This is a genomic window from Cupriavidus sp. 09_S30, assembly GCF_056930435.1.
Genome location: NZ_JBXOWI010000002.1, coordinates 576,128 through 596,807 on the forward strand (window position 1 = coordinate 576,128; position 20,680 = coordinate 596,807).

The following is a 20,680-nucleotide window of genomic DNA, read 5'->3' on the forward strand; positions in this document are numbered from 1 at the left end:
CGCCACATTCTTGTCGCTCAGGGCGCGCGGCCACCCGGTTTTTGTGAATCGAAGGAAGCAAGATGATGATCCGTGCGCATGCGCGTTCCGCCACCGTTGCGACAGCCGTCGCCATCGTGGCTGCAGCGGGCTGTTGCATTGTCCCCCTGGGCGGCGCGCGCGCCAATGAGTTGCCCAGCGGGTTGGCCAGGTTCGACGGCGCCAGCGCCCATGCGGCGCGCCGGGCGGGAACCCGGCGCACGGCCCGGCCAGCGTCCGGCCGCGGCAAGCAAGGCAAGGCCGCCAGCACCCTTTGACGACGTTTCCGGCAGCTTGGCGCCTACCTGGCGCCAAGCTGCCCGCACGGGCCGGCTGCCAACGCAGCAGCCGGTCCGGCGCCCCCACCCCATCTCCAAGACAATAGGTTCGTCACCATGGCTGGCTGGCCGAGTGCCCGGCAGTGGCTTTTTTCGCTGAAGGCCTTTCTTGCAGCGATGCTGGCGCTCTATATCGCGCTGTCCATGGACTTGCCGCGCCCCTACTGGGCGATGGCTACGGTCTACTTTGTCTCCCATCCGCTGACCGGGGCGACGCGCTCCAAGGCGGCCTACCGCGTGCTCGGCACGCTGCTGGGCGCCAGCGCTGCCGTCGTGACGGTGCCGCTGCTCGTTAACGGTCCGGTGCTGCTGATGGCCGCGATCAGCCTGTGGACGGCGCTGCTGCTCTACCTGTCGCTGCTGCAGCGCACGCCGCGCAGCTATGTGTTCCTGCTGGCGGCCTATACGCTGCCGATCGTGGCGCTGCCCTCGGTCGGGCAGCCCGGGCAGATCTTCGATGTCGCGGTGGCGCGCATCGAAGAGATCGTGATCGGCATCGTCTGCGCGGGCGTGGTCGGCTCCGTCGTGTTTCCGGCCAACGTCGCCTCGGCGCTGGGCGCGCGTGCGGCGGCCTGGCTGGCCGACGCGGCGCTGTGGGCCAGCGACATGCTGTCGGCCGATCCCGAGGCCAACGCACTGCGCCACGGCAGCCGCCACCGCCTGGCGGCGGACATCCTGGCGCTGGACCAGCTCATCGCCCAGCTTTCCTATGACGCCGAGAACGAGTACGTGCTGCGGATGGCTGGCGCGCTGCGCGAGCGCATGACGCAGTTGCTGCCGGTGCTGTCCTCCCTGGCCGGCGTGATGCAGGACCTGCGCCGCCATCCCGAAGGCATTCCCGAGCCGCTGGGGCGCGCGATGGCGCAGATGCGCGCCTGGTCGCGGGCGGGCTTTGCCGGCCCGGCGCCGGTGCTGGATGCGGATCTGGAGGGCGCGGCCAAGGCGGCGGCCCTCCCCGTGGATGGTGACGGCGACGCCGGGGACGCCATCCGCGACACGCTGGCAGGCCACCGGCGCTGGCACGCCAGCCTGATCGCGGCGGCCGTCGACCACCTGCGCACCCTGGCCGCCTTGTGCAGGGACTGCCGCACGCTGCAGCGCCGCCTGGTCGCCCGCCGCAGCAGCGCCCGCGGGCCGCGCCTGCGCCATCGCGGCGAGCCGCTCACGCGTGCGCACCACCATGACCACGGCATGCTGCTCTGGTATGCGGGCTCGACCGGGCTGGCCGTGTTCTGCGCCGGACTGCTGTGGATCGCCTCGGGCTGGGAAGACGGTGGCGGCGCGGTGGCCGTGGCGGCAATCGCCTGCTGCTTCTTCTCCACCATCGAAGAACCCCGCCCGGTGGCGCGCACCTTTATGCGCTGGTCAGTGATGTGCCTGGCGGTCTCGTCCTTCTACCTGTTCCTGGTGGTGCCCAACACCCATGACTTCGAGACGCTGGCAGGCATGATGGCCTTGCCCTACCTGGGCATCGGCGTGCTGATCCCCAGGCCGGGCTTCAACCTGATCGCCATGCTGCTGTCGGTCAACACGGCGTCGCTGGCCAATTTCCACAGCGTCTACGACGTCAACTTCCTGGGCATCTTCAACGGCATGCTGGCCAGCGTCGGGGCCATGTTGTTCGCGCCTTTCTGGTCCATGGCGACGCGGCCCTTCGGCGCCCGCGTGGCGGCCCACCGCCTGATCCGCGCAAGCTGGAAGGACCTGGCCAACGCCACCGTGACGCGCCAGGCCAGCGACGCGGGCGCAGGCGCCGGGGCGCTGGGCGGGCGCATGCTCGACCGGCTCAGCCAGCTCGTGCCGCGCCTGGCGGCCAGCGACGACGCACTGGCCAGCGACGGTTTTGCCGAGCTGCAGGTCGGATTCAGCGCGCTGGCGCTGCACCGCAGCCTGCCGGCCTTGCCGCCGGCGGCGCGCACCGCGGTGGCGGGCGTGCTCGAAGGCGTGGCCGCGCATTTCCGCAACCGCCTGCATGCCGCCCATGCGCCGGCGCCGTCCACACTTTCCCTGGGCATCGATGCGGCCCTGGCCCAATTGATGGCGCCGGCCAGCCGCCAGGCGCGCGAAGCGCGCGCGGCGCTGGTGGTGCTGCAGGTCACCCTGTATCCCGCCCGCCATCCCATGCCGAGGACCACGGCATGAGGCACCGCATGAGGCACCGCATGAGGCACCGCATCGGCGGGCAAGCCGGCGTACGCGCCGCAAAGGAGGCGCCGTGAGCGGCGAAATCAACGTCTACGGCGTCTTCGTGCCCACGCTGCTGCTGCTGATGCTGCTAGCGGTGGGGCTGATGGCGCTGCTGCGCGCCGGGCTCGCGCGGCTCGGCTTCTACCGGCTGATCTGGCACCGTTCCCTGTTCAATCTCGCCCTCTACTCCATGCTGCTCGGTGGCATCGTCGCCGCCGCGCGCTGGCTGCAAATATGAATTTCCGCCCGCGTTCCTTGCTGTCCATCGTGCTGACCCTGGCCGCCGCAGTGGTCGGCGCCTGCGTCGCTTTCAATCTCTGGGAGTACTACACCGTCGCGCCCTGGACGCGCGACGGCCACGTGCGCGCCGAGGTGGTCCAGGTCGCGCCTGATGTCTCGGGCCTGGTCACGCAGGTGCTGGTCAAGGACAACCAGCGCGTGCACCGCGGCCAGCCACTGTTCGTGATCGACCGCGACCGCTTTGAACTGGCATTGCGCCAGGCCCAGGCCACCGCCGCCGCCCGCCGCGCCGTGCTGGCCCAGGCGCGGCGCGAGGCCGCGCGCAGCGTGGCCCTGAGCGGCGTGGTGTCGGCCGAGGTGGTGGAAGAAGGGCGCTCGCGCGTGCAAGAGGGCGAGGCGGCGCTGGCGCAGGACGAGGCGGCAGTGGCGGTGGCGCGGCTCAACCTGGCGCGCACCACCGTGCTGAGCCCGGTGGAAGGCTATGTCAACGACCGCCTGCCGCGCCTGGGCGACTATGTCAGCACCGGCAAGCCGGTCTTCTCGATGGTCGATGTGGAGTCCTTCCACGTGGAAGGCTACTTCGAAGAAACCAAGCTGCACGGCATCCAGGTAGGCGACGCGGTCGACATCCATATCATGGGCGAGCAGACGCGCCTGCGCGGCCACGTGCAGAGCATCGCCGCCGGCATCGAGGACCGCGACCGCAGCAACGGCTCCAACCTGCTGCCCAATGTGAATCCCACCTTCAACTGGGTGCGGCTGGCGCAGCGCATACCGGTGCGCATCGCGCTGGACGACGTACCGCCCGGCGTGCGGCTGGTGTCGGGGCGCACCGCCACGGTTTCCGTGCGCGAGGGCAGCCCGGCCAAGGGGGCGCGGCAATGAACGGCTTGCGCCTGGCCGTCCTGCCGGCCCTGATGCCCCTGCTGTTCGCCTGCACCGCGGTCGGCCCCGACTACCACGTGCCCGAGCAGGCGCTGGTGCGCACACCCGAGGCCAATGGCCCCCTCGCCGGCGCGGGACAGGCCGGGGTCTCGGCCGAGGCGCCGCCCGACGACTGGTGGCGCCTGTATGACGATCCCAAGCTGGATGTGCTGGTGCGCCAGGCGCTGGCGGCCAACACCGACCTGCGCGTGGCCGCGGCCAATCTGCGGCGTGCCATCGCGGTCTATCACGAAGTGGAGTCGGAGAACCTGCCGCAAGCCGCGGTCTGGGGTCGGGCCGAGCGGGCCCAGTTGTCGGGGGAAAGCCTGCTCAAGCTGGAGAAGATCCCGCCGCTGAGCATCGGCGACGTGGGCTTCTCGGTGTCCTACCTGATCGATTTCTTCGGCAAGCTGGCGCGCGCCGACGAGGCCGCGCTGGCCGCTGCCGACGCCAGCGCCGCCGCGCTCGACGCCGCGCGCGTCGGTGTCGCCGCCGAGACAGTGCGCGCCTATGTGCAGGGCTGCGCCGCCACCCACGAGCACGAAGTGGCCGAGCAGCAGGTCAAGCTGGCCGAGCGCCAGGCGGAGATGGTGCGCAAGATGGTGGCCGCCGGCCGCGGCCAGCCGGCCGATGCCATGCGTGCCCAGTCGCAGGCCGACAGCCTGCGCGCGACGCTGCCGCGCTTCGAGGCCGAGCGGGAAGGCGCGGGCTACCGCCTCGCCGCGCTGCTGGGCAAGCCGCCCGGCGGGCTGCCTGCAGCCGATTTCGCCTGTGAGGAAGAGCCGCGGCTGCGCCAGCCGCTGCCGGTGGGCGATGGCGCAGCGCTGCTCAAGCGCCGCCCCGACGTGCGCCAGGCCGAACGCGAGCTGGCCTCGGCCACCGCCCGCATCGGCGTGGCCACGGCCGACCTGTATCCCTCGATCCGCATCGGTGCGTCGGCCGGCTTCAATGGCCTGCTGTCCGATTTCGGTACCGGTCCCACCGCGCACTGGGGCATCGGCCCGGCCATCACCTGGAACCTGCCCACCAACGGCGTGCGCCCGCGTATCCACGGGATGGAAGCAGGCGCCGATGCCGCGCTGGCGCGTTTCGATGGCGTGGTGCTGAAGGCCCTACAGGAGACGCAGACCGCGCTCAGCGGCTATGGCCGCGAGATGGAGCGCAATGCCGCGCTGCGCGCATCGCGCGAGCAGGCCGCGGGGGCCGCGGCGCAGCAGCGCCGCCTCTACCAGGCCGGGCGCACGCCTTATCTGTCCAGCCTGGACGCCGAGCGCAGCCTCGCGGTGGCGGAGATGGACCTGGCCGCGTCGGACAGCCAGATCGCGCTGGATCAGATCCGCCTGTTCGTGGCCCTCGGCGGCGGCTGGCAGAAGGCGCCGAAGGTGGTGGAGGTGCCGGCCACGGCGCGCGATTGAGTCGGGCAGCCGGGCTTGCCCGTGCAAGCCCGTGAGCCGCAGGGCGCCGCCGCTCAGGGCCTGTCGCGGTGGGGGCCTGGCCCGGCAGGCGGCCCACGCATGCGGCGGCCAAGCCCGCCCTGACCCTTCAGACTGCATGGCAAATGAAAAAAGCGACTGGTTCCAAGACGAATAAATCATTTCTGGAATGAGTGTCCGGTGACTACACTGCCTACCTGTGCATGACGCGATAGCCGACTGCACAGCTCAAAAGGCGAAACGGACGGCGCGCGAGACGCAGATCCGCCCATCCCGCACCGCGCAAGCGGAAGCGCCGTCTCCCTCTGAACTTACTCACCATCATGAACACGAAGCTCCTCAAGACCCTTGCAACCGCAGCTGCCCTTGGCGCCTGCGTACTGGCCAGCGCACAGGCCAATGCATCGGGTCCGCGAGATAGCGGCTTTGCCAGCGACGTTTACGGCTACGACATGCACAACGGCAAGCGTGATCCCTACACCGAGGGCAACAACATCGGCAAGCGCGATCCGTACTCCGAAGGCGCCAACATTGGCAAGCGCGATCCCTACTCCGAAGGTGCCAACATCGGCAAGCGCGACCCGTACACCGAAGGCAACCGTGCCGGCGCACCCAGCCTCGACCTGGCCGGCCGCGACCTGACCGGCGTGTCGGCGCAGCCCTCGCATGCCGGCGCCGACGCCGCGCAGAGCGCCGCCTGAAGCCCCCCCATATCCAGACAGGCTTCATCTTGCCCGCCAGTCCGCGCCTTGCATGCCATGCCGTCCGCTCGTCGACCTCCAGGAAGACGGATGAGCATGGCCGGCGCGGGCCGCGGGCTCCTCTACGCGGACTGGCACGGTCGTGCCGGCTGCGTGCCGTCTTCCTCCTCCCCCGCTAGGGAAGGCGACCGTTCCGGTACGGCGACCGTCCAGCCGGCGTAGACATGGCGATGCCATCGCGTCATCCTGTCCCGCTTTTTCCGGACCAGAGCCACCCCATGAAAACCGTTCTTCTCGCCCTGCTGGGTGCTGCCACGCTCAGCGCCGCCCTGCCGGCAGTCGCCGGCCCCGACTGGGCCGTCATCGAGCGCGCACGCGCCGAGAAGCGCGCCCAGCAGCGCGCCGAGCAGCAGAAGGCACCCTGCAGCCAGGCCACCGCCGCCCCGGCCGAAGCGCCTGTAGCGGTGCCCGTAGCGGCGCCTGCCCAGGCCGGCTGAAGCCGGTTTCGGCCAGCCCCCTGGCCTCGCGCTCGACACTGTGCGAGCATCTCGGCTTTTCCGCTTTGATGCAGGCAACACGCATGGCCCTTCCGCACTGTTCATCGCCGCGCCCTCCATCGGCGCGCCGCCGGCCTGCAGGCGACCGGGTCCCCCTTGTGCACAGCGGCAGTCCGGCATGAAACTGCCCGCCTATGTGGTATTCGGCGAAGCCCTGACCGACATGGTCAGGCAGGACGCCCAGCGCTGGCTGGGACTGCCCGGCGGCTCGTGCTGGAACGTGGCCTGTGCCGGTGCCCGCCAGGGCGTGGCCACCGCTTTTGCCGGCGCGGTCAGCGAGGATGAGCTGGGCGAGCAGATCGCGCAGGCGAGCCGCGCCGCCGGCCTCGACATGCGCTTCCTGCAGCGCGTGCCGCGTTCGCCGCTGCTGGCCTTCGTCGGCGCCGGCCCGTCACCACGCTACTTCTTCGTAGGCGACGACAGCGCCGATCTGTACTTCGACCCGACGCGGCTCCCGCCCGGCTGGCGCCAGGCCGCGCGCGTCGTCCATTTCGCTGAGCCTGGCCCGCCAGCCGCTGGCCGCACGCCTGTGCGAGGAAGCCAGCCAGGCCGCCGCGGCCGGCAAGCGCATCGCCTTCGACCCGAACTTCCGCACGCCCATGCGTGATTCCGGCTATATGCAGGCGTTCGCCCACGTGGCCGCGCTGGCCGATTACATCAAGGTCTCGGATGAAGACCTGCGTTCGCTCTATCCCGGCCAGTCCGAGGCGGCAGCGCTGGCGGCCCTGCGCGCGCAGGCGCCGCGTGCCGAGATCCTGTTCACGCGGGGCCCGCTCGGCATGCGCTGGCTGCGCGACGCAGCGTCGATTGAACAGCCTGCCTTCGCCGTGGAGGTGGTCGACACCGTCGGCTGTGGCGATGCCGCCATGGGCGGGTGGATGGCGGCGCTGTTGCGCGACCCGCTGGCCTCGCCCGCGCGGCGCATGCGCTGGGCCGCGGCGACCGCGGCGCTGGCCGCCACGTGCGCCGGTGCCCATGCGCCTACCTGGGCGGAGGTGGAGGACTTCCTGGCGCGGCATGGCGGCGCATCCCCCTGACTGCTGGCCTTGCCGGCCCCGCCCTCCGCCCCCTTTTGCACCGCTTTCCGCTGCTTCCATGAAACTGCTTTTCCTTGCATTGCCCGGCATGGTGACACTGGCGCTCGCCGCGGTGCCCCTGCTGTTCGGGCCGTCCTTGTCGGACCCCGGCTGGAGCGTCAGCGAGCGCGTCCGCGCCCAGCAGCATGCCTTGGCCCATGCGTCTCGTCCGCGCGGGGTGCATGCCGGCCACGCGGCCAGCGAGCCGTCCACGCCTCCGGCAGAAAAGGCCCACTGACGCGGTCCCCCGCACACCATTGGTCCGGCGGGCGCGCTTGCGGCTCGTCTTCTTCGCGGGGCCGAAAGGGCAGGGCGCCGCCTGCGATCCGCAGGCCCATTTCGCGCCATTCCGCGCCATTTCTCTTTATTTCGCGGCAGCGCTGGCGTAGCCGGCGGCCCGCGCTTGCCTTGGCGGTGAATGGCGAATCTTCCAATCTCAGCGTGTAAATTCAGGCGCTTCTGACAGAAGTGGCCTGGCTTCGGATAGGCCACTACTCAAATGCGCTTGCCGGGCCTCTGTCCCCCCCGAAAGTAGGATGCTTCCCCCCGTCGTGACGGACGTAAGGACCTGCAGGTCAGGTGGCAGCGCGGCAATTGCGCGGGGGAATTGCCAGCGGTGCCCGACCCGCACCGACGGCGGGCATACCGGTATCAAGGCAGCTTGGTATGCCCGCATGTCGGGGCTTTGCGACCCAACACCACGAAGCAAGGCATCCGTCATGAACAAGCTGAGAATCTCCACGCGGCTGATCGCGCTGATCGCCACATTGTCCATACTGCTGGCAGCCATCGGTTTCCTGGGCCTGTGGGGCGTGCAGGCCACCGAGATGGGCCTGGAGTCCGTCTACAACGACCGCTTGCTGCCTGCCCGGCAACTGGCCGAGATCAATGACCGCCTGATGCAGGACCGGCTGGCGCTCGCCTCCGCCGCGCTGACGCCGGATGCGCCGACGATCGAAGCCAGCCTGCAGACAGTGAAATCAAATGCGGCCGCTTTGGATGCGGCATGGGACGCGTATCGCGCGACCAACCTGACGGCCGATGAGGTGAAGCTGGCCGAGGCTTTCGCGGCCGCGCGCGATCGATTCGTGCGCGAGGGGCTGCAGCCGGCCGTCGCGGCATTGGGCGCAAATGAGGTGGACGAGGTCCAGCGCATCGTGGCCGAGCGCCTGCGTCCGCTGTTCGCGCCCGTGCGCGAGAACGGGCGCGCCTTGCTCAAGCTGCAGGAGCACGAAGCCGGGCGCGAGTTCGACCTGGCCGGCGCGCGCTATGCCAGGCTGCGCACCACCTTCGTCCTGCTGATTCCCCTCGGCGTGGCGGCGGCCCTTGCCATCGGCCTGTGGATCGTGCGCTCGATCGGCCGTGAGCTGGGTGCCGAGCCGGGCGATGCCGCCGGCGTGGCGCGCCGCGTGGCGGTCGGCGACCTGAGCGCGGACATTGCGCTCAAGCCCCGCGACGAAGGCAGCCTGATGGTACAGCTCAAGACCATGCAGGACAGCCTGGCCGAGGTGGTTGGCGGCGTGCGCCGCAATGCCGAGGGGGTGGCCACCGCCAGCGCGCAGATCGCGCAGGGCAACCTGGATCTCAGCCAGCGCACCGAAGAGCAAGCCAGCGCGCTGGAGGAGACCGCCGCCGCGATGGATCAGCTCGGCACCACGGTCAGGCAGAACGCCGACAACGCTCGGCAGGCGAGCGAGCTGGCGCACGGCGCCTCCGCCGTCGCCAGGAAGGGCGGGGATGTGGTGGGCCAGGTGGTCGACACCATGCGCAGCATCAACGACAGCTCCAAGCAGATCGCCGACATCATCGACGTGATCGACGGCATCGCCTTCCAGACCAATATCCTGGCCCTGAATGCCGCCGTGGAGGCCGCGCGTGCCGGCGAGCAGGGACGCGGCTTCTCCGTCGTCGCGGCCGAGGTGCGCAACCTGGCGCAGCGCAGCGCGCAGGCGGCAAAGGAGATCGCGGACCTGATCCAGACCAGCGTGGCGAGAGTCGACAAGGGCACTGAACTGGTCGACCGCGCGGGCGCCACCATGCAGGAGATCGTGGCCGCGATCGGGCAGGTGACGGAGCTGATGGACGAGATCAGCACGGCCAGCGATGAGCAAAGCACCGGCGTCATCCAGGTGGGCCAGGCCGTGAGCCAGATGGACCAGACCACGCAGCAGAACGCCGCCCTGGTGGAGCAGAGCGCGGCGGCGGCCGAGAACCTGAAGATGCAGGCGCAGGAGATGCTGCATGCGGTGGCCGTGTTCAGGTTGCCCGCGGAGCCCGGCCAAGCCGCACGAGGGCAAACCGACGCCGCGGCCGGCGGCCTAGGTCCGCTGCGGCATTTGAACGCCTAGTGAGCCTTGCTGTAGGGGAGCAAATCAGCGCGGCGCGAGACCGAAGCCGACAGGGTGCGCCAACGCCGCTGGTCAAGTACAAGGTCTTGGCTCCCTCTCCCCTCATGGGGAGAGGGTTGGGGAGAGGGGTGGTCTAGCAAGGCGCCACGACCAGACGAAGCCATCGGTGTGGTCCAGCACACAAACGCAAGACGAAGCCGACAAGATGCGCCAACGCCATTGGCCAAGCATAGTGTCTTGGCTCCCTCTCCCCTCATGGGGAGAGGGCGGGGGTGAGGGGTGGTCTAGCAAGGCGCCACATCCAAACGAAGCCGTCGGTGTTTTCCAGCATGTCGCCATTCGCAAGCGCCGGCCCTCACCCCCGGCCCCTCTCCCGCAAGCGGGAGAGGGGAGCAAACCACCACCGGGCGCTCACCGAAGTCAGCGCTGGGGCGCCTTCGCCGGTGTCGCCTGTTCCGCCCCGTAGGTCTTCACCAGGTAGTCGACCATGGCCGGGATGTCTTCCTCCGGAAAGGGCGCGCCGAAGGGCGTCTTCATCTTCTTGACGGTCGCTTCCCAGTAGCTGCGCGGCATGGCGGGCGGCTGCGTCAGCACGTACTGCGCCGAGTGGCAGACCATGCAGTTGCGCAGCACCAGGTTGTAGCCTGGCAGCGTGCTTTCCCGGAAGGTGGCGGTTTCCTGCGGCAGCGTGATCGTCTCCGCGCGCGCGGACGGCGCGGCGGCGATGGCGCCCAGGCAGACAGCGCCGGCGAGCAGGGTGTGGTGCATCGTCATGGCGTTCTCCCTCAGGCTGCGATCACATGCGTGGTCTCGACCACGTTGCGCATGTAGCCCGGCGGGTTCCACAGCGCTTCGAACGGCTGGCTCTGGCCGATGCGGTTGCTGGCGCGCACCTTGAGCGCGTAGCTGCCCTTGCGTGGCGGCGTGAAGGTGGCCGTCCATTCGCGGAAGGCGTAGCGCCCGTCGTCGCGGCCCAGGCGCGCTTGCTGCCAGCTGTGGCCGCCATCGGCCGAGAAGGCGACGTCGCTGATACCGTAGCCGCCGTCGAAGGCGATGCCGCGCACCGTGATCGAGCGCCCGGCCGCCACGCGCGCGCCGTCCGCCAGGCTGGTGATGAAGGAGCGCACATTGAAGCGGTTGATCGGCACGGTGTGCGCGGGTGCCGTTCCCGGCGCGACGCAGGCGCAGGGGGTGTCGGGGATGCGGTAGGCGCTGGCCATCCAGAAGCCGTCGAAGACCTTGTCGAGCACCTGGATATCGGACAGGTGCTTGACCCAGTAGGTGCCGTAGTAGCCCGGCACCACCAGGCGCAGGGGGTAGCCGTTGAGCATGGGCAGGTCCTGCCCGTTCATGCCCCAGGCCAGCATGACCTCGCCGTCCATGGCGTGGTCGACCGGCAGCGCCTTGATGAAATCGGGACCATTGCCCAGCGGCGGGTGGTCCAGGCCGTCGAAGCTCACCTGTACCGCGCCCGCCTGCACCCCCGCCTTCTGCAGCAGCGCCTTGAGCGGCACGCCTGTCCAGCGCGCATTGCCCATCGCGCCGTTGCCGAGCTGGCCGCCGCTCACGCGCGGCGAGGAGAAGCCGCGGCTATTGCCGGAACACTGGTTGACCGCGACCAGTTCCACCGGGGTGGCCAGCTGCTTGATCTCAGCCAGCGACAGCTCCAGCGGCCGATCGACCTTGCCGCCCACGCGCAGGCGGTAGGTCTGCGGGTCGATCTCGGTGGGGATGCCGCTCCAGTGGTAGCGCACGAAGAAGGCGTCGTTGGGCGTGAGCAGGCCCTCGTTGAAGACCGAGAAGGGGGTCTCCAGCTGCGGCGGCCGGCTGGTCAGCAAGATCAGCGGCCGCTTCTGCGGAAAGGCCACCAGCTCGCGCTCGCCGTTGGCGAAAGGCATGGTAACGCCTGCCGCCAGCGCGCCGAAGGGCTGTAGCGCGGTGCCGGCGCCCAGGGCGCCGAGGGCCCGCAGCGCGGTCCGGCGTCCGGGCCGCGCAGGCGGGGAAAGTGTGCGATCTCTTGCTGTCATACCGGTCTCCTCTTGCTGTCGTTATCGATGCGCCGGTGTAGGTCGACCATGCGGCGCCAGGCCTGGGCGGAGTACCTCATGCCATTGCCGCCGAAGCCTATTGCATAGTAGATCGTCCGGGATGGATCCGGCTGGAAGACGGCTCTTTCAATGACGCCACCAGCCTAGAGAGAGACACGGAGATGCAGTAGGGCCGGGGTGATCGCGTCGCGGCCACGTCTCGTGCGGTGTCGTATCAGTCTGCGGACTTTGCCGCGCGCCGGGGCGCCGGCCGGCTCGTGTGTTCCTTTGCCTGTGCGGTCGTGCTTGCAGGTGGGCGCTTGCGGCCCGCCTGTGCCCCGGCCCGCGCATCGCGCTCGGCCACCATCGCGCGCAGCACCGTGCGCGTCTGTTCTCCGACGGTCTGGTTCAGCAGCGCCATACGTTCCGCGTCGATGGTGTCCCAGCCCAGCGCGGTCAGGGCGCTACGGCGCAGCACGTGGAAGATCAGCATCTGGCCGTTCAGCGCCATCATGCGGATGCGGGTCTCCGTGTCGCTGGCCGGGCGGCCCAGCAGATGGCCCACGATGGCCGACATGACGGCGGTGGAGCGCTCGTTGACACGCTCCTGGATCACGCGGAAAGCGGCCGAATTGCCCAGCCCGGCCTGCTCGCGTGCCATGAACAGGCGCCAGTTCAGGCGTTCGTCGGGCGAGGTGTACATGAATTCCGCGCTGCGCGCCTGGATTGCGCAGAAGGCCTCGATCAGGGCTTCGTCGTCAACTTGCTCGACGAGCGCTTGCTCGGCCCGTTCGATGACGCCGCCGAGGTGCTCCCACACGCGTGTCGCGATGTGTTCCGCACAGGCGAGATACACCCCTTCCTTGTTGTCGAAGTAGTACTGCAGCGCCGGCGCGTTCACGCCCGCCGCATTGGCAATGTCACGCGTTGACGCGCCGTCGAAGCCGCGCTCGCCGAACAGCTTCAGTGCGGCCTCGACGATCCGCGCCCGTGTCTCTTCGCCCCGCTGATAGCCGCTGTCGGCGGCATGTCGATTCCTTGCCATCGCTCTCTATGTGCGCCCCGTGCGGGGCGGTGTCCCGTTCCGCACGGAAATATAACAGTTGAAAAAATTTTCCAAGTGGAATAAATTTGCCGACCGAAATAATTATTCCAGTCGGAAAGAATTGGAGCCCCCCATGTCCATCACCGTGCCGGCCGACGACAGCGTCCTCCCGGATACCCCAGCAGCCGGCCGCAGGCGGCCCCGCACCCGGATGATCGTGCTCCTGCTGGGCGCCGCCTTGCTGGCCTGCGCGCTGGCTTGGGGCCTGCGCTGGTGGATGGTCGGCCGTTTCGTCCAGACCACCGACGATGCCTATCTGCGCGCGGACAATGTGATCGTTGCCCCCAAGATCTCGGGCTATGTGGCGACGGTCTTCGTCGCCGACAACCAGGCCGTCGAGGCCGGCACGCCGCTGGCGCAGCTCGACGACCGCCAGTACCACGCGGCGCTGGAGCAGGCGAGCGCGACGGTTGCGGCGCGCAAGGCCGATGTGGCGCGCGGTGAGGCCGAGCTGCTGCAACGGCGCGCGGATGCGGTGCGCGCGGGTGCCACGCTGCAGGGCGCGCGGGCGCAGGAGGCCCTGGCGGCCGAACAGGTAGAGCGCTATGCGCCGCTGGTCAGCAGCGGCGCCGAGACCGACGAGCGCCTGGCCGAGCTGCGCACTAAGCGCAAGCAGGCCGCCGCCGAAAGCGGGGCGGACGCTGCCGCGCTGGACGCAGCGCAGCGCCAGATCGGCGCGGTCGAGGCGCAGATCGCCCAGGCCAAGGCCCAGCTCGAGGTGGCCGAGGCCAACGCGCGCCAGGCGCAGCTCGACATGCAGGACACCGTGATCCGTGCCACCACGGCAGGGCGCGTCGGTGACCGCAGCGTGCGCGTGGGCCAGTACGTGCAGCCGGGCACGCGCATGCTGACCGTGGTGCCGGTGCAGGATCTCTACCTCGAGGCCAACTTCAAGGAAACCCAGATCGGCATGATGCGGCCGGGCCAGTCCGCCACCGTGGAGGTCGATACGCTGCCGGGCGCGGAGCTGCATGGCACCGTAGAAAGCCTGGCACCGGGTACCGGCGCGCAGTTCGCGCTGCTGCCGCCGCAGAACGCCACCGGCAACTTCACCAAGATCGTGCAGCGCGTGCCGGTGCGTATCCGCATCGACGCCGGCCGCGAGGCGCGCAAGGTACTGGTGCCCGGCCTGTCGGTGACGGTGCGTGTCGATACCCGCAGCGCCCGCGACGCCGAACGCCGTATCGCACAAGAAGCCGCCCGTGGCTAACACAGTCCCGCCGGCCGCTGCTGCCGGCGCGCAGCCCCGCGCCTCGGTCACGGACTGGATCGCCGTGGCGGCCGGCGCGCTGGGCGCGCTGATGGCCACCCTCGACATCTCGATCACCAACTCCGCGCTGCCCCAGATCCAGGGCAAGATCGGCGCCACCGGCACCGAAGGCACCTGGATCTCCACCGGCTACCTGATGTCGGAGATCGTGATGATCCCGCTGGCGGCCTGGCTCACGCGCGTGTTCGGGCTGCGCAACTTCCTGCTCGGCAACGCGGTGCTGTTCACCGGCTTCTCGGCCATGTGCGGCGCCTCTCACAGCCTCACGCAGATGATCGTCGGCCGCATCGGCCAGGGCTTCGCCGGCGGCGCCATGATTCCCACCGCGCAGACCATCGTGGCCACGCGCCTGCCGCGCCGGCAGATGCCCATCGGCATGACGATCTTCGGCCTGATCGTGCTGCTCGGGCCCATGCTGGGTCCGGTGGTGGGCGGCTGGCTGGCCGAGAATATCGACTGGAGCTGGTGCTTCTTCCTGAACCTGCCGGTGTCGGCCGCGCTGGTGGTGCTGCTGTGCGTGGGGCTGCCCAAGGAGCGTGTGGACTGGGGCCAGTTCATCAAGGCTGACTGGGTCGGCATCGTCGCACTCACCATCGGCCTGAGCTCGCTGACCGTGCTGCTGGAAGAAGGACAGCGCGAGCAGTGGTTCGAGTCGACGACGATCATCTGCCTGACGGTTGCCGCCATTCTGGGCATCGGCGTGCTGGTCGTCGGGCAGCGCTTCACGGCCAGGCCCATCGTGCGGCTGAGCCTGCTGCGCAACAAGAGCTACGCCAGCGTGATCTTCATCGTCTTCACGGTCGGCGCGGGGCTGTACTGCATGTCGTACATCCTGCCCCAGTTCCTGTCGGGCATTGCCGGATACAACGCCCAGCAATCCGGCAGCGTGATGCTGATCTCGGGCATTCCTGCCTTCCTGATGATGCCGATCCTGCCGCGCCTGATGGGCAAGGTCGACGTGCGTGTGCTGGTGATCGCGGGCCTCGCCTGCTTCGGTGTGAGCTGCATGCTGGACATCGGGCTGACCGCGCAGTCGGTGGGCGACGATTTCATCGGCTCGCAACTGCTGCGCGGGGTGGGGCAGGTGATGGCGATGATGCCGCTGAACCAGGCCTCGATGGCCGCAGTGGCCAAGGAAGACGCCGGCGACGCCGCCGGCCTGTACAACATGGCGCGCAACCTCGGCGGCTCGGTCGGGCTGGCCCTGCTGGGCGTATTGATCGACCGGCGCAACGCTTTCCACGACGCGGTCATCCGCGAGTCGGTCAGCGGCAATTCGCTGATCGGCCAGGACTACATGGCCGCCAGCGCGCAAGCCTTCGCGGCACGGCATGGCGATCTCGTCCACGCCAAGACGCAGGCGCTCGGCCAGCTGGCCGCCCAGATCCAGCAGCAGGCCGCGGTGATGACCTTCTCTGAGTGCTTTTACCTGATGGGCATCGCGCTGCTGCTGTGCATTCCGCTCACTCTCCTGCTGAAGAAGCCCGCGCCCGGCACGGCTTCGGCGGGCCATTAGACCGATCGCCGATGCCGCGTTCTTCGTTTCCCTTCCGTTCCTGCCTGTGCGGCGCCATCGCCAGCGCGCTTGGCGCGGCCTGCACCGTCGGGCCCGACTACCGCGGCGCGCCGCCGGTAGCGTCCGAGGCCATGCAGGCCGCCACCTTTCATCGCGCGCCGGCGCAGGCGGTATCCGCCGCGCCCGCCGCAGCACCCGCCGCCGCGGACTGGTGGCGCCAACTCGGCGACGCGCAGCTCGATGCGCTGATCGAGTCGGCGCTGGCGAACAGGCCCGACATCCATGCTGCGCAGGCGCGGCTGCGGCAGGCCCGCGCAGCGCTGCGCGGGCACGAGAGCAACGCATTGCCCAAAGGGTCGGTCGACGCTGTCTATCTGCGGGCGCGCTCGCCCGACACCGCAGTGCTCAAAGGCCAGCCGGCCGGATCGAGCGGCCGCGGCCCCATCGGCTTCTACGCCGCCACCTTCGACGCGAGCTGGGAGATCGACCTGTTCGGCGGCACGCGCCGCGCAATCGAGGCCGCCGCCGCCGAGGCGGATGCGGTCGAGGCCGACCTGGCCGACGCCCATGTCGAGCTGGCGGCCGAAGTGGCGCGCAACTACGTGATCCTGCGCGATAACCAGCAGCGCCGTGCGCTGGCCAGTGAATCCGCCGAGCTGGAGGAACGCATCCTGGCGCTGACCGAACAGCGCCGCGGGCGCGGCGTGGCCTCCGAGCTGGATGTGGAGAGGGTGCGCACCCAGGCGGAGAGCACGCGTGCCTCCGTGCTGCCGCTGGAAGTGCAGATCAGCGAGGCAATGGACCAGCTCGCGGTACTGACCGGCCGTGCGCCCGGCGCGCTGGACGCTGAGCTTGCCGCGCCGCGCGCGCTGCCGGCGGTGCCCGAAACGGTGGCCGTGGGCGATCCGGCGGCGCTGCTGCGCAACCGGCCGGACATCCGCGCCGCCGAGCGGCGGCTGGCCTCGCAGCAGGCGCAGATCGGCGAGAGAGTGGCGGACTGGTTTCCCAAGCTGACCCTGTTCGGCAGCCTGGGCTTCGTCGCGTCGGATCCCGGCCATCTCGCGCGCAAGGAGAACTTCACCTGGGTCGGCGCGCCCTACCTGCAATGGAACGTGCTCGATTTCGGCCGGGTCAGGGCCGGCGTCGACCAGGCGGAGGCAGGCCGCGACATGGCACGGGCCAAGTACGAAAGCACCGTGCTCGGCGCCCTGCGCGATGCCAACACCGGGTTGTCGCGCTACGGGCACCAGCGCGACTACGTGATCGAACTGAGCAAGATCGAGTCCTCGGCCGCCCGCACCGCCGGCCTGACCCAGCAGCGCTACAAGGCCGGCACCACCACCGCGCTGGACTGGCTGGACGCCGAGCGCACGTCGCTATCGGCGCAGCAGAACCGGATCGCCGGCGACGCGCAGCTGGTCAGTGACTACGTGGCTCTGCAGAAGAGCCTGGGCCTGGGCTGGCAGCAATAGCGTCCGCCTGAAAGCCGCAGGTACGCGGGCAGCGTGGGCTCTAGATCAGCATGGAAGCGCACAAGACGATGTTCAATGAGTACCCCGCGAGGTATCTCGTCTGACAAGAAACGACAAGCTGAATGAACTACACCCCAAAAGTTGGACATCGATCCAACCTTTGGGGTGTTTTGCTTGGGGTATTACCGGTATCAGAACTGGTTCATGGTGTTGTCTTTACCCGCCGCCTTCAGGGCCGCTTCGCCGCTGAAATACTCCTTGTGGTCGTCGCCGATGTCCGAGCCGGACATGTTCTGGTGCTTGACGCAGGCGATGCCCTGACGGATTTCCTTACGCTGCACGCCAGCCACATAACCCAGCATGCCTTGGTCGCCGAAGTATTCCTTGGCCAGGTTGTCGGTCGACAGTGCGGCGGTGTGGTAGGTCGGCAGCGTGATCAGGTGGTGGAAGATGCCTGCTTCGTGCGAGGCGTCCGCCTGGAAGGTGCGGATCTTTTCGTCGGCGATCTTCGCCAGTTCGCTCTGATCGTATTCCACGCTCATCAGCTGGGCGCGGTCGTATGCCGACACATCCTTGCCCGCGGCCTTCAACGCGTCATACGCCTGCTGACGGAAATTCAGGGTCCAGTTGAACGACGGGCTGTTGTTGTACACCAGCTTGGCGTTCGGGATGACCTTGCGAATCTCGCTGACCATGCCGCCGATCTGGGCGATATGCGGTTTTTCGGTTTCGATCCACAGCAGGTCGGCGCCGTTTTGCAGCGAGGTGATGCAATCCAGGACGCAGCGTGCTTCGCCCGTGCCAGCACGGAACTGGAACAGGTTGCTGGGCAGGCGCTTGGGACGCAGCAGCTTGCCGTCGCGCTTGATGATGACGTCACCATTGCCCAGTGCGTCGGCAGAAATCTCGTCGCAATCGAGGAAGGCATTGTATTGGTCGCCCAGGTCGCCCGGCGTGTTGGTCACGGCGATCTGCTTGGTCAGGCCGGCGCCCAGCGAATCGGTACGGGCCACGATGATGCCGTCGTCCACGCCCAGTTCCAGGAAGGCGTAGCGGATGGCGCGGATCTTGGCCAGGAAGTCCTCGTGCGGCACGGTGACCTTGCCATCCTGGTGGCCGCACTGCTTCTCGTCGGACACCTGGTTTTCGATCTGAATGCAGCATGCGCCCGCTTCGATGAACTGCTTGGCCAGCAGGTAGGTTGCTTCGGCGTTGCCGAAGCCCGCGTCGATGTCGGCGATGATGGGCACGACGTGCGTGACGTGGTTGTCGATTTTTGCCTGGATGGCGGCCTTGGCAGGGCCTTGGGCAGCGTCCAGCTCGCGGAACAGGCCGCCCAGTTCACGGGCGTCGGCCTGGCGCAGGAAGGTGTACAGCTCGCGGATCAGCGCGCTGACCGAGGTCTTTTCGTGCATCGACTGGTCCGGCAGCGGGCCGAACTCGGAGCGCAGCGCGGCCACCATCCAGCCGGACAGGTAAAGGTAGCGGCGCTCGGTGCTGTTGAAGTGCTTCTTGATGGAGATCATCTTCTGCTGGCCGATGAAGCCGTGCCAGCAGCCCAGCGACTGGGTGTACTTGGACGGGTCGGCATCGTAGGCGGCCATGTCGGCGCGCATGATCTTGGCGGTGTACTTGGCGATGTCCAGGCCCGTCTTGAACTTGTTCTGGGCGCGCATGCGTGCGGCGTACTCGGGATTGATGGCATCCCACGCGCTGCCGTGTTTCTCTTTCAAACCAGCAACTGCCTTGATGTCGTCTTGATATTGGGCCATGTGTATCTCCTAAGAGGAAAGCGCGTTTGAGCAAACGGTTGAGCGTGCCGCTACGTATGTCGAAGCGAAATGCATGACCAAATGGTAGCGCCGTTTGATGCGCCGCAGTGAAGTCTTATATAAGACATAAGACTTAATTTTCTCTTATTTTTCAATGAGATAGGTGTAAATTTTTGCGATGCAAAACCAGTTTTCAGGTGGCGAAAAGATGAAGCCGCGGAAATTTGGCGCAAATTCCACAATGTGAAACGCGCTTTCGGCTGTCGGAGGCAGGACAAGCACGGATGGCTTGAGCAACGATAGCTGGCAGGGTGATTTTGTAGACGTCTGCTTCGACGGACAGGCGGGCCGCCGAGTACGCATTGACCCGTTGCGCACGCTGGTTCCCGTCAGTCATCAAGCGCAATCTCGTCTGCAAGGGTCTGGCGAGATCCCAGCCCAGTTCCGGTGCTTTCCCGGCGCGCAGGACGGCGTGGCTCTTCCTATATAGCCGGGCCCGTCGAACGCTCAGCCTGCTCCATTCCCCGTGTAGGAATCGGCAATGTGCATATTGAGCCTCAGCTCTTCTGGGCCAGCGGTCTGATAGTCACCGCTGGCGCGGCCTTCTGAGTAAGGCTTCAATCCTCTCGCATGCGCCCAACCAACGCGAGCAGGCGAGCATGCATTTCCTCGGCCGGCAAGTGCACGAACCAACCGTGACCAGGAAGCAACCATTCGAAGCGATATGCGGTCAGCTTGCTGAGCGATTCGGTGAGCTCTGCCCATGAGTACCAGCACGCGTCCCTGAACGCGACGAGGTCCTGCTGGCGTGGGCTCCAGGCAAGCGAATCACCCGCGAACAGCATGCGATCATCGAGCAGGTACACGACGCTGCCCCGAGTGTGCCCGGGCACAGGGATGGCGCGCACGCCGGCCGCTATGTTCTGTGCCGACCCGTCGTCGAGCAGATCCGTAGCATATGGGGCGGCCGACGCATCCTTTCGGTGAATCCAGACGCGCGCGCCGAATTGACGCGCGTATTTGTCTGCGTCTGCGACGTCGTCACGATGCGACAGGAGGATGTGTGCAATACCACCGTTGTCGTCAAACCACTTCACGAGCTCGGCCGCATAGCGCGGTGAGTCGATCAGCAGATTGCCGTCCGCACGCGCGGCAAAATAGGAATGAGCGCCAAACGACGACCGTGCGTTGAATCCGCAGCGCCACACGCCCGATGCGATCGGCTGCGGAAAGATTGCGGCATTCGGACGAGGCTGTTTCGTTTCGCTGCGTACTGATGCTGTAGGACAAACGAGCACCGCACGCCAGGCAGCAAGGTGCTCTTCCGGCGTGACGGGTTGCCGAGCGAAGACACTCTTGTCGTTTCGTTCGACAATCAGCCCCGGCGCGACGTGACGCGATGCACCGCAATTGATGCACGCGGTGTCGATGTACCACTCACCTGGGGCGGAGTCGGTATTGCGCGTTGGCTTCATTTGATGCTCCAGGTCCGAGTACGGCTACCGGCCCGGCCCGCATACGCACGTCGCCGGTGCTGACGTGCCCATCCGCCGGTTCGACGATCGTTGGCGTCTTGCAGTCCTCGGAGCGATTGCCATGCGACCATTAAAGTACAGTTGCTCGCATGGCCTATCTCGAGTTCCGCGGCTGTGTCAGCAAATATAGCGCCAACAAAGTGAGGCGACGAACTTATCGG

At 68.1% G+C, this 20,680-nt stretch carries 16 protein-coding genes and 1 pseudogene; 12 read left to right on the forward strand and 5 right to left on the reverse strand.

All coding sequences use genetic code 11. The annotated features are described in order from the left end of the window. Positions 1-413: 413 nt before the first annotated feature. The 9 genes and pseudogenes from AC1Z3O_RS22765 (at position 414) to AC1Z3O_RS22805 (ending at position 9,822) form a co-directional block, all read left to right on the forward strand. Positions 414-2,498, forward strand: coding sequence for an FUSC family protein (locus AC1Z3O_RS22765; RefSeq protein WP_483518144.1), 2,085 nt, complete (start codon positions 414-416; stop codon positions 2,496-2,498). A 73-nt stretch (positions 2,499-2,571) separates the two neighbouring features. Further along, positions 2,572-2,781: a DUF1656 domain-containing protein gene (locus tag AC1Z3O_RS22770; RefSeq protein ID WP_483518145.1), complete on the forward strand. Its 210-nt coding sequence runs from the start codon at positions 2,572-2,574 to the stop codon at positions 2,779-2,781. Continuing rightward, the gene (locus AC1Z3O_RS22775; RefSeq protein WP_483518146.1) at positions 2,778-3,668 is read left to right on the forward strand and encodes an efflux RND transporter periplasmic adaptor subunit; all 891 of its coding nucleotides are present in this window, start codon (positions 2,778-2,780) and stop codon (positions 3,666-3,668) included. The genes AC1Z3O_RS22770 and AC1Z3O_RS22775 overlap by 4 nt, the downstream gene beginning before the upstream one ends. Beyond that, the gene (locus AC1Z3O_RS22780; protein ID WP_483518147.1) at positions 3,665-5,122 is read left to right on the forward strand and encodes an efflux transporter outer membrane subunit; all 1,458 of its coding nucleotides are present in this window, start codon (positions 3,665-3,667) and stop codon (positions 5,120-5,122) included. Before AC1Z3O_RS22775 ends, AC1Z3O_RS22780 begins: the two co-directional genes overlap by 4 nt. 341 nt (positions 5,123-5,463) lie before the next feature. Then, complete coding sequence (locus tag AC1Z3O_RS22785) at positions 5,464-5,841, forward strand: hypothetical protein (protein WP_483518148.1); 378 nt, start codon at positions 5,464-5,466, stop codon at positions 5,839-5,841. Between the two features lie 278 nt (positions 5,842-6,119). Next, positions 6,120-6,338, forward strand: a complete 219-nt coding sequence (locus tag AC1Z3O_RS22790) for a hypothetical protein (protein WP_483518149.1) — start codon at positions 6,120-6,122, stop codon at positions 6,336-6,338. Positions 6,339-6,516: 178 nt separating this feature from the next. Beyond that, positions 6,517-7,435, forward strand: a pseudogene (locus AC1Z3O_RS22795) (carbohydrate kinase family protein). A 58-nt stretch (positions 7,436-7,493) separates the two neighbouring features. Then, positions 7,494-7,712, forward strand: a complete 219-nt coding sequence (locus AC1Z3O_RS22800; RefSeq protein ID WP_483518150.1) for a hypothetical protein — start codon at positions 7,494-7,496, stop codon at positions 7,710-7,712. 481 nt (positions 7,713-8,193) lie between these two features. Continuing rightward, positions 8,194-9,822, forward strand: coding sequence for a methyl-accepting chemotaxis protein (locus AC1Z3O_RS22805; protein ID WP_483518151.1), 1,629 nt, complete (start codon positions 8,194-8,196; stop codon positions 9,820-9,822). A gap of 420 nt (positions 9,823-10,242) precedes the next feature. Here the strand turns inward: AC1Z3O_RS22805 and sorB are convergent, their stop codons facing one another. From sorB to AC1Z3O_RS22820, 3 genes are all read right to left on the reverse strand, one after another. After that, positions 10,243-10,596, reverse strand: coding sequence for a SorB family sulfite dehydrogenase c-type cytochrome subunit (gene sorB, locus AC1Z3O_RS22810; RefSeq protein ID WP_483518152.1), 354 nt, complete (start codon positions 10,594-10,596; stop codon positions 10,243-10,245). Positions 10,597-10,607: 11 nt separating this feature from the next. Continuing rightward, positions 10,608-11,849 (reverse strand): SorA family sulfite dehydrogenase catalytic subunit, encoded by a 1,242-nt coding sequence (gene sorA / locus AC1Z3O_RS22815; RefSeq protein ID WP_483518153.1) that lies wholly within the window; start codon positions 11,847-11,849, stop codon positions 10,608-10,610. Positions 11,850-12,084: 235 nt separating this feature from the next. Further along, positions 12,085-12,894 carry a CerR family C-terminal domain-containing protein gene (locus AC1Z3O_RS22820; protein ID WP_483518154.1) on the reverse strand — a complete coding sequence of 270 codons (810 nt, stop codon included), beginning with the start codon at positions 12,892-12,894 and terminating at the stop codon, positions 12,085-12,087. Between the two features lie 133 nt (positions 12,895-13,027). Between AC1Z3O_RS22820 and AC1Z3O_RS22825 the strand changes: the two genes are divergently transcribed. The 3 genes from AC1Z3O_RS22825 to AC1Z3O_RS22835 are packed head-to-tail and all read left to right on the forward strand — an operon-like array spanning position 13,028 to position 17,212. Next, entirely contained in the window at positions 13,028-14,164 is a 1,137-nt protein-coding gene (locus tag AC1Z3O_RS22825; protein ID WP_483518155.1) for an HlyD family secretion protein, read from the forward strand. After that, positions 14,157-15,740 (forward strand): MDR family MFS transporter, encoded by a 1,584-nt coding sequence (locus AC1Z3O_RS22830; protein WP_483518156.1) that lies wholly within the window; start codon positions 14,157-14,159, stop codon positions 15,738-15,740. The genes AC1Z3O_RS22825 and AC1Z3O_RS22830 overlap by 8 nt, the downstream gene beginning before the upstream one ends. A gap of 11 nt (positions 15,741-15,751) precedes the next feature. Next, on the forward strand, positions 15,752-17,212 hold the full coding sequence (locus AC1Z3O_RS22835; RefSeq protein WP_483518157.1) for an efflux transporter outer membrane subunit: 1,461 nt from the start codon (positions 15,752-15,754) through the stop codon (positions 17,210-17,212). Positions 17,213-17,403: 191 nt separating this feature from the next. On the opposite strand, the gene AC1Z3O_RS22840 is transcribed toward AC1Z3O_RS22835, so the two are convergent. Both AC1Z3O_RS22840 and AC1Z3O_RS22845 read right to left on the reverse strand, forming a co-directional pair. Continuing rightward, positions 17,404-18,984: an isocitrate lyase gene (locus tag AC1Z3O_RS22840; protein ID WP_483518158.1), complete on the reverse strand. Its 1,581-nt coding sequence runs from the start codon at positions 18,982-18,984 to the stop codon at positions 17,404-17,406. 617 nt (positions 18,985-19,601) lie between these two features. After that, positions 19,602-20,459, reverse strand: coding sequence for an MBL fold metallo-hydrolase (locus AC1Z3O_RS22845; RefSeq protein WP_483518159.1), 858 nt, complete (start codon positions 20,457-20,459; stop codon positions 19,602-19,604). Positions 20,460-20,680: the final 221 nt, after the last annotated feature.

What these genes read in the sequence shown, in the direction of transcription:
- AC1Z3O_RS22835 (WP_483518157.1), top strand. Translation starts at nt 15,752, where the DNA reads ATGCCGCGTTCTTCGTTTCCCTTCCGTTCCTGCCTGTGCGGCGCCATC.
- sorA (WP_483518153.1), bottom strand. Translation starts at nt 11,849, where the DNA reads ATGACAGCAAGAGATCGCACACTTTCCCCGCCTGCGCGGCCCGGACGC.
- sorB (WP_483518152.1), bottom strand. Translation starts at nt 10,596, where the DNA reads ATGACGATGCACCACACCCTGCTCGCCGGCGCTGTCTGCCTGGGCGCC.
- AC1Z3O_RS22820 (WP_483518154.1), bottom strand. Translation starts at nt 12,894, where the DNA reads ATGGCAAGGAATCGACATGCCGCCGACAGCGGCTATCAGCGGGGCGAA.
- AC1Z3O_RS22845 (WP_483518159.1), bottom strand. Translation starts at nt 20,459, where the DNA reads ATGAAGCCAACGCGCAATACCGACTCCGCCCCAGGTGAGTGGTACATC.
- AC1Z3O_RS22840 (WP_483518158.1), bottom strand. Translation starts at nt 18,984, where the DNA reads ATGGCCCAATATCAAGACGACATCAAGGCAGTTGCTGGTTTGAAAGAG.
- AC1Z3O_RS22765 (WP_483518144.1), top strand. Translation starts at nt 414, where the DNA reads ATGGCTGGCTGGCCGAGTGCCCGGCAGTGGCTTTTTTCGCTGAAGGCC.
- AC1Z3O_RS22800 (WP_483518150.1), top strand. Translation starts at nt 7,494, where the DNA reads ATGAAACTGCTTTTCCTTGCATTGCCCGGCATGGTGACACTGGCGCTC.
- AC1Z3O_RS22805 (WP_483518151.1), top strand. Translation starts at nt 8,194, where the DNA reads ATGAACAAGCTGAGAATCTCCACGCGGCTGATCGCGCTGATCGCCACA.
- AC1Z3O_RS22780 (WP_483518147.1), top strand. Translation starts at nt 3,665, where the DNA reads ATGAACGGCTTGCGCCTGGCCGTCCTGCCGGCCCTGATGCCCCTGCTG.
- AC1Z3O_RS22785 (WP_483518148.1), top strand. Translation starts at nt 5,464, where the DNA reads ATGAACACGAAGCTCCTCAAGACCCTTGCAACCGCAGCTGCCCTTGGC.
- AC1Z3O_RS22825 (WP_483518155.1), top strand. Translation starts at nt 13,028, where the DNA reads ATGTCCATCACCGTGCCGGCCGACGACAGCGTCCTCCCGGATACCCCA.
- AC1Z3O_RS22775 (WP_483518146.1), top strand. Translation starts at nt 2,778, where the DNA reads ATGAATTTCCGCCCGCGTTCCTTGCTGTCCATCGTGCTGACCCTGGCC.
- AC1Z3O_RS22790 (WP_483518149.1), top strand. Translation starts at nt 6,120, where the DNA reads ATGAAAACCGTTCTTCTCGCCCTGCTGGGTGCTGCCACGCTCAGCGCC.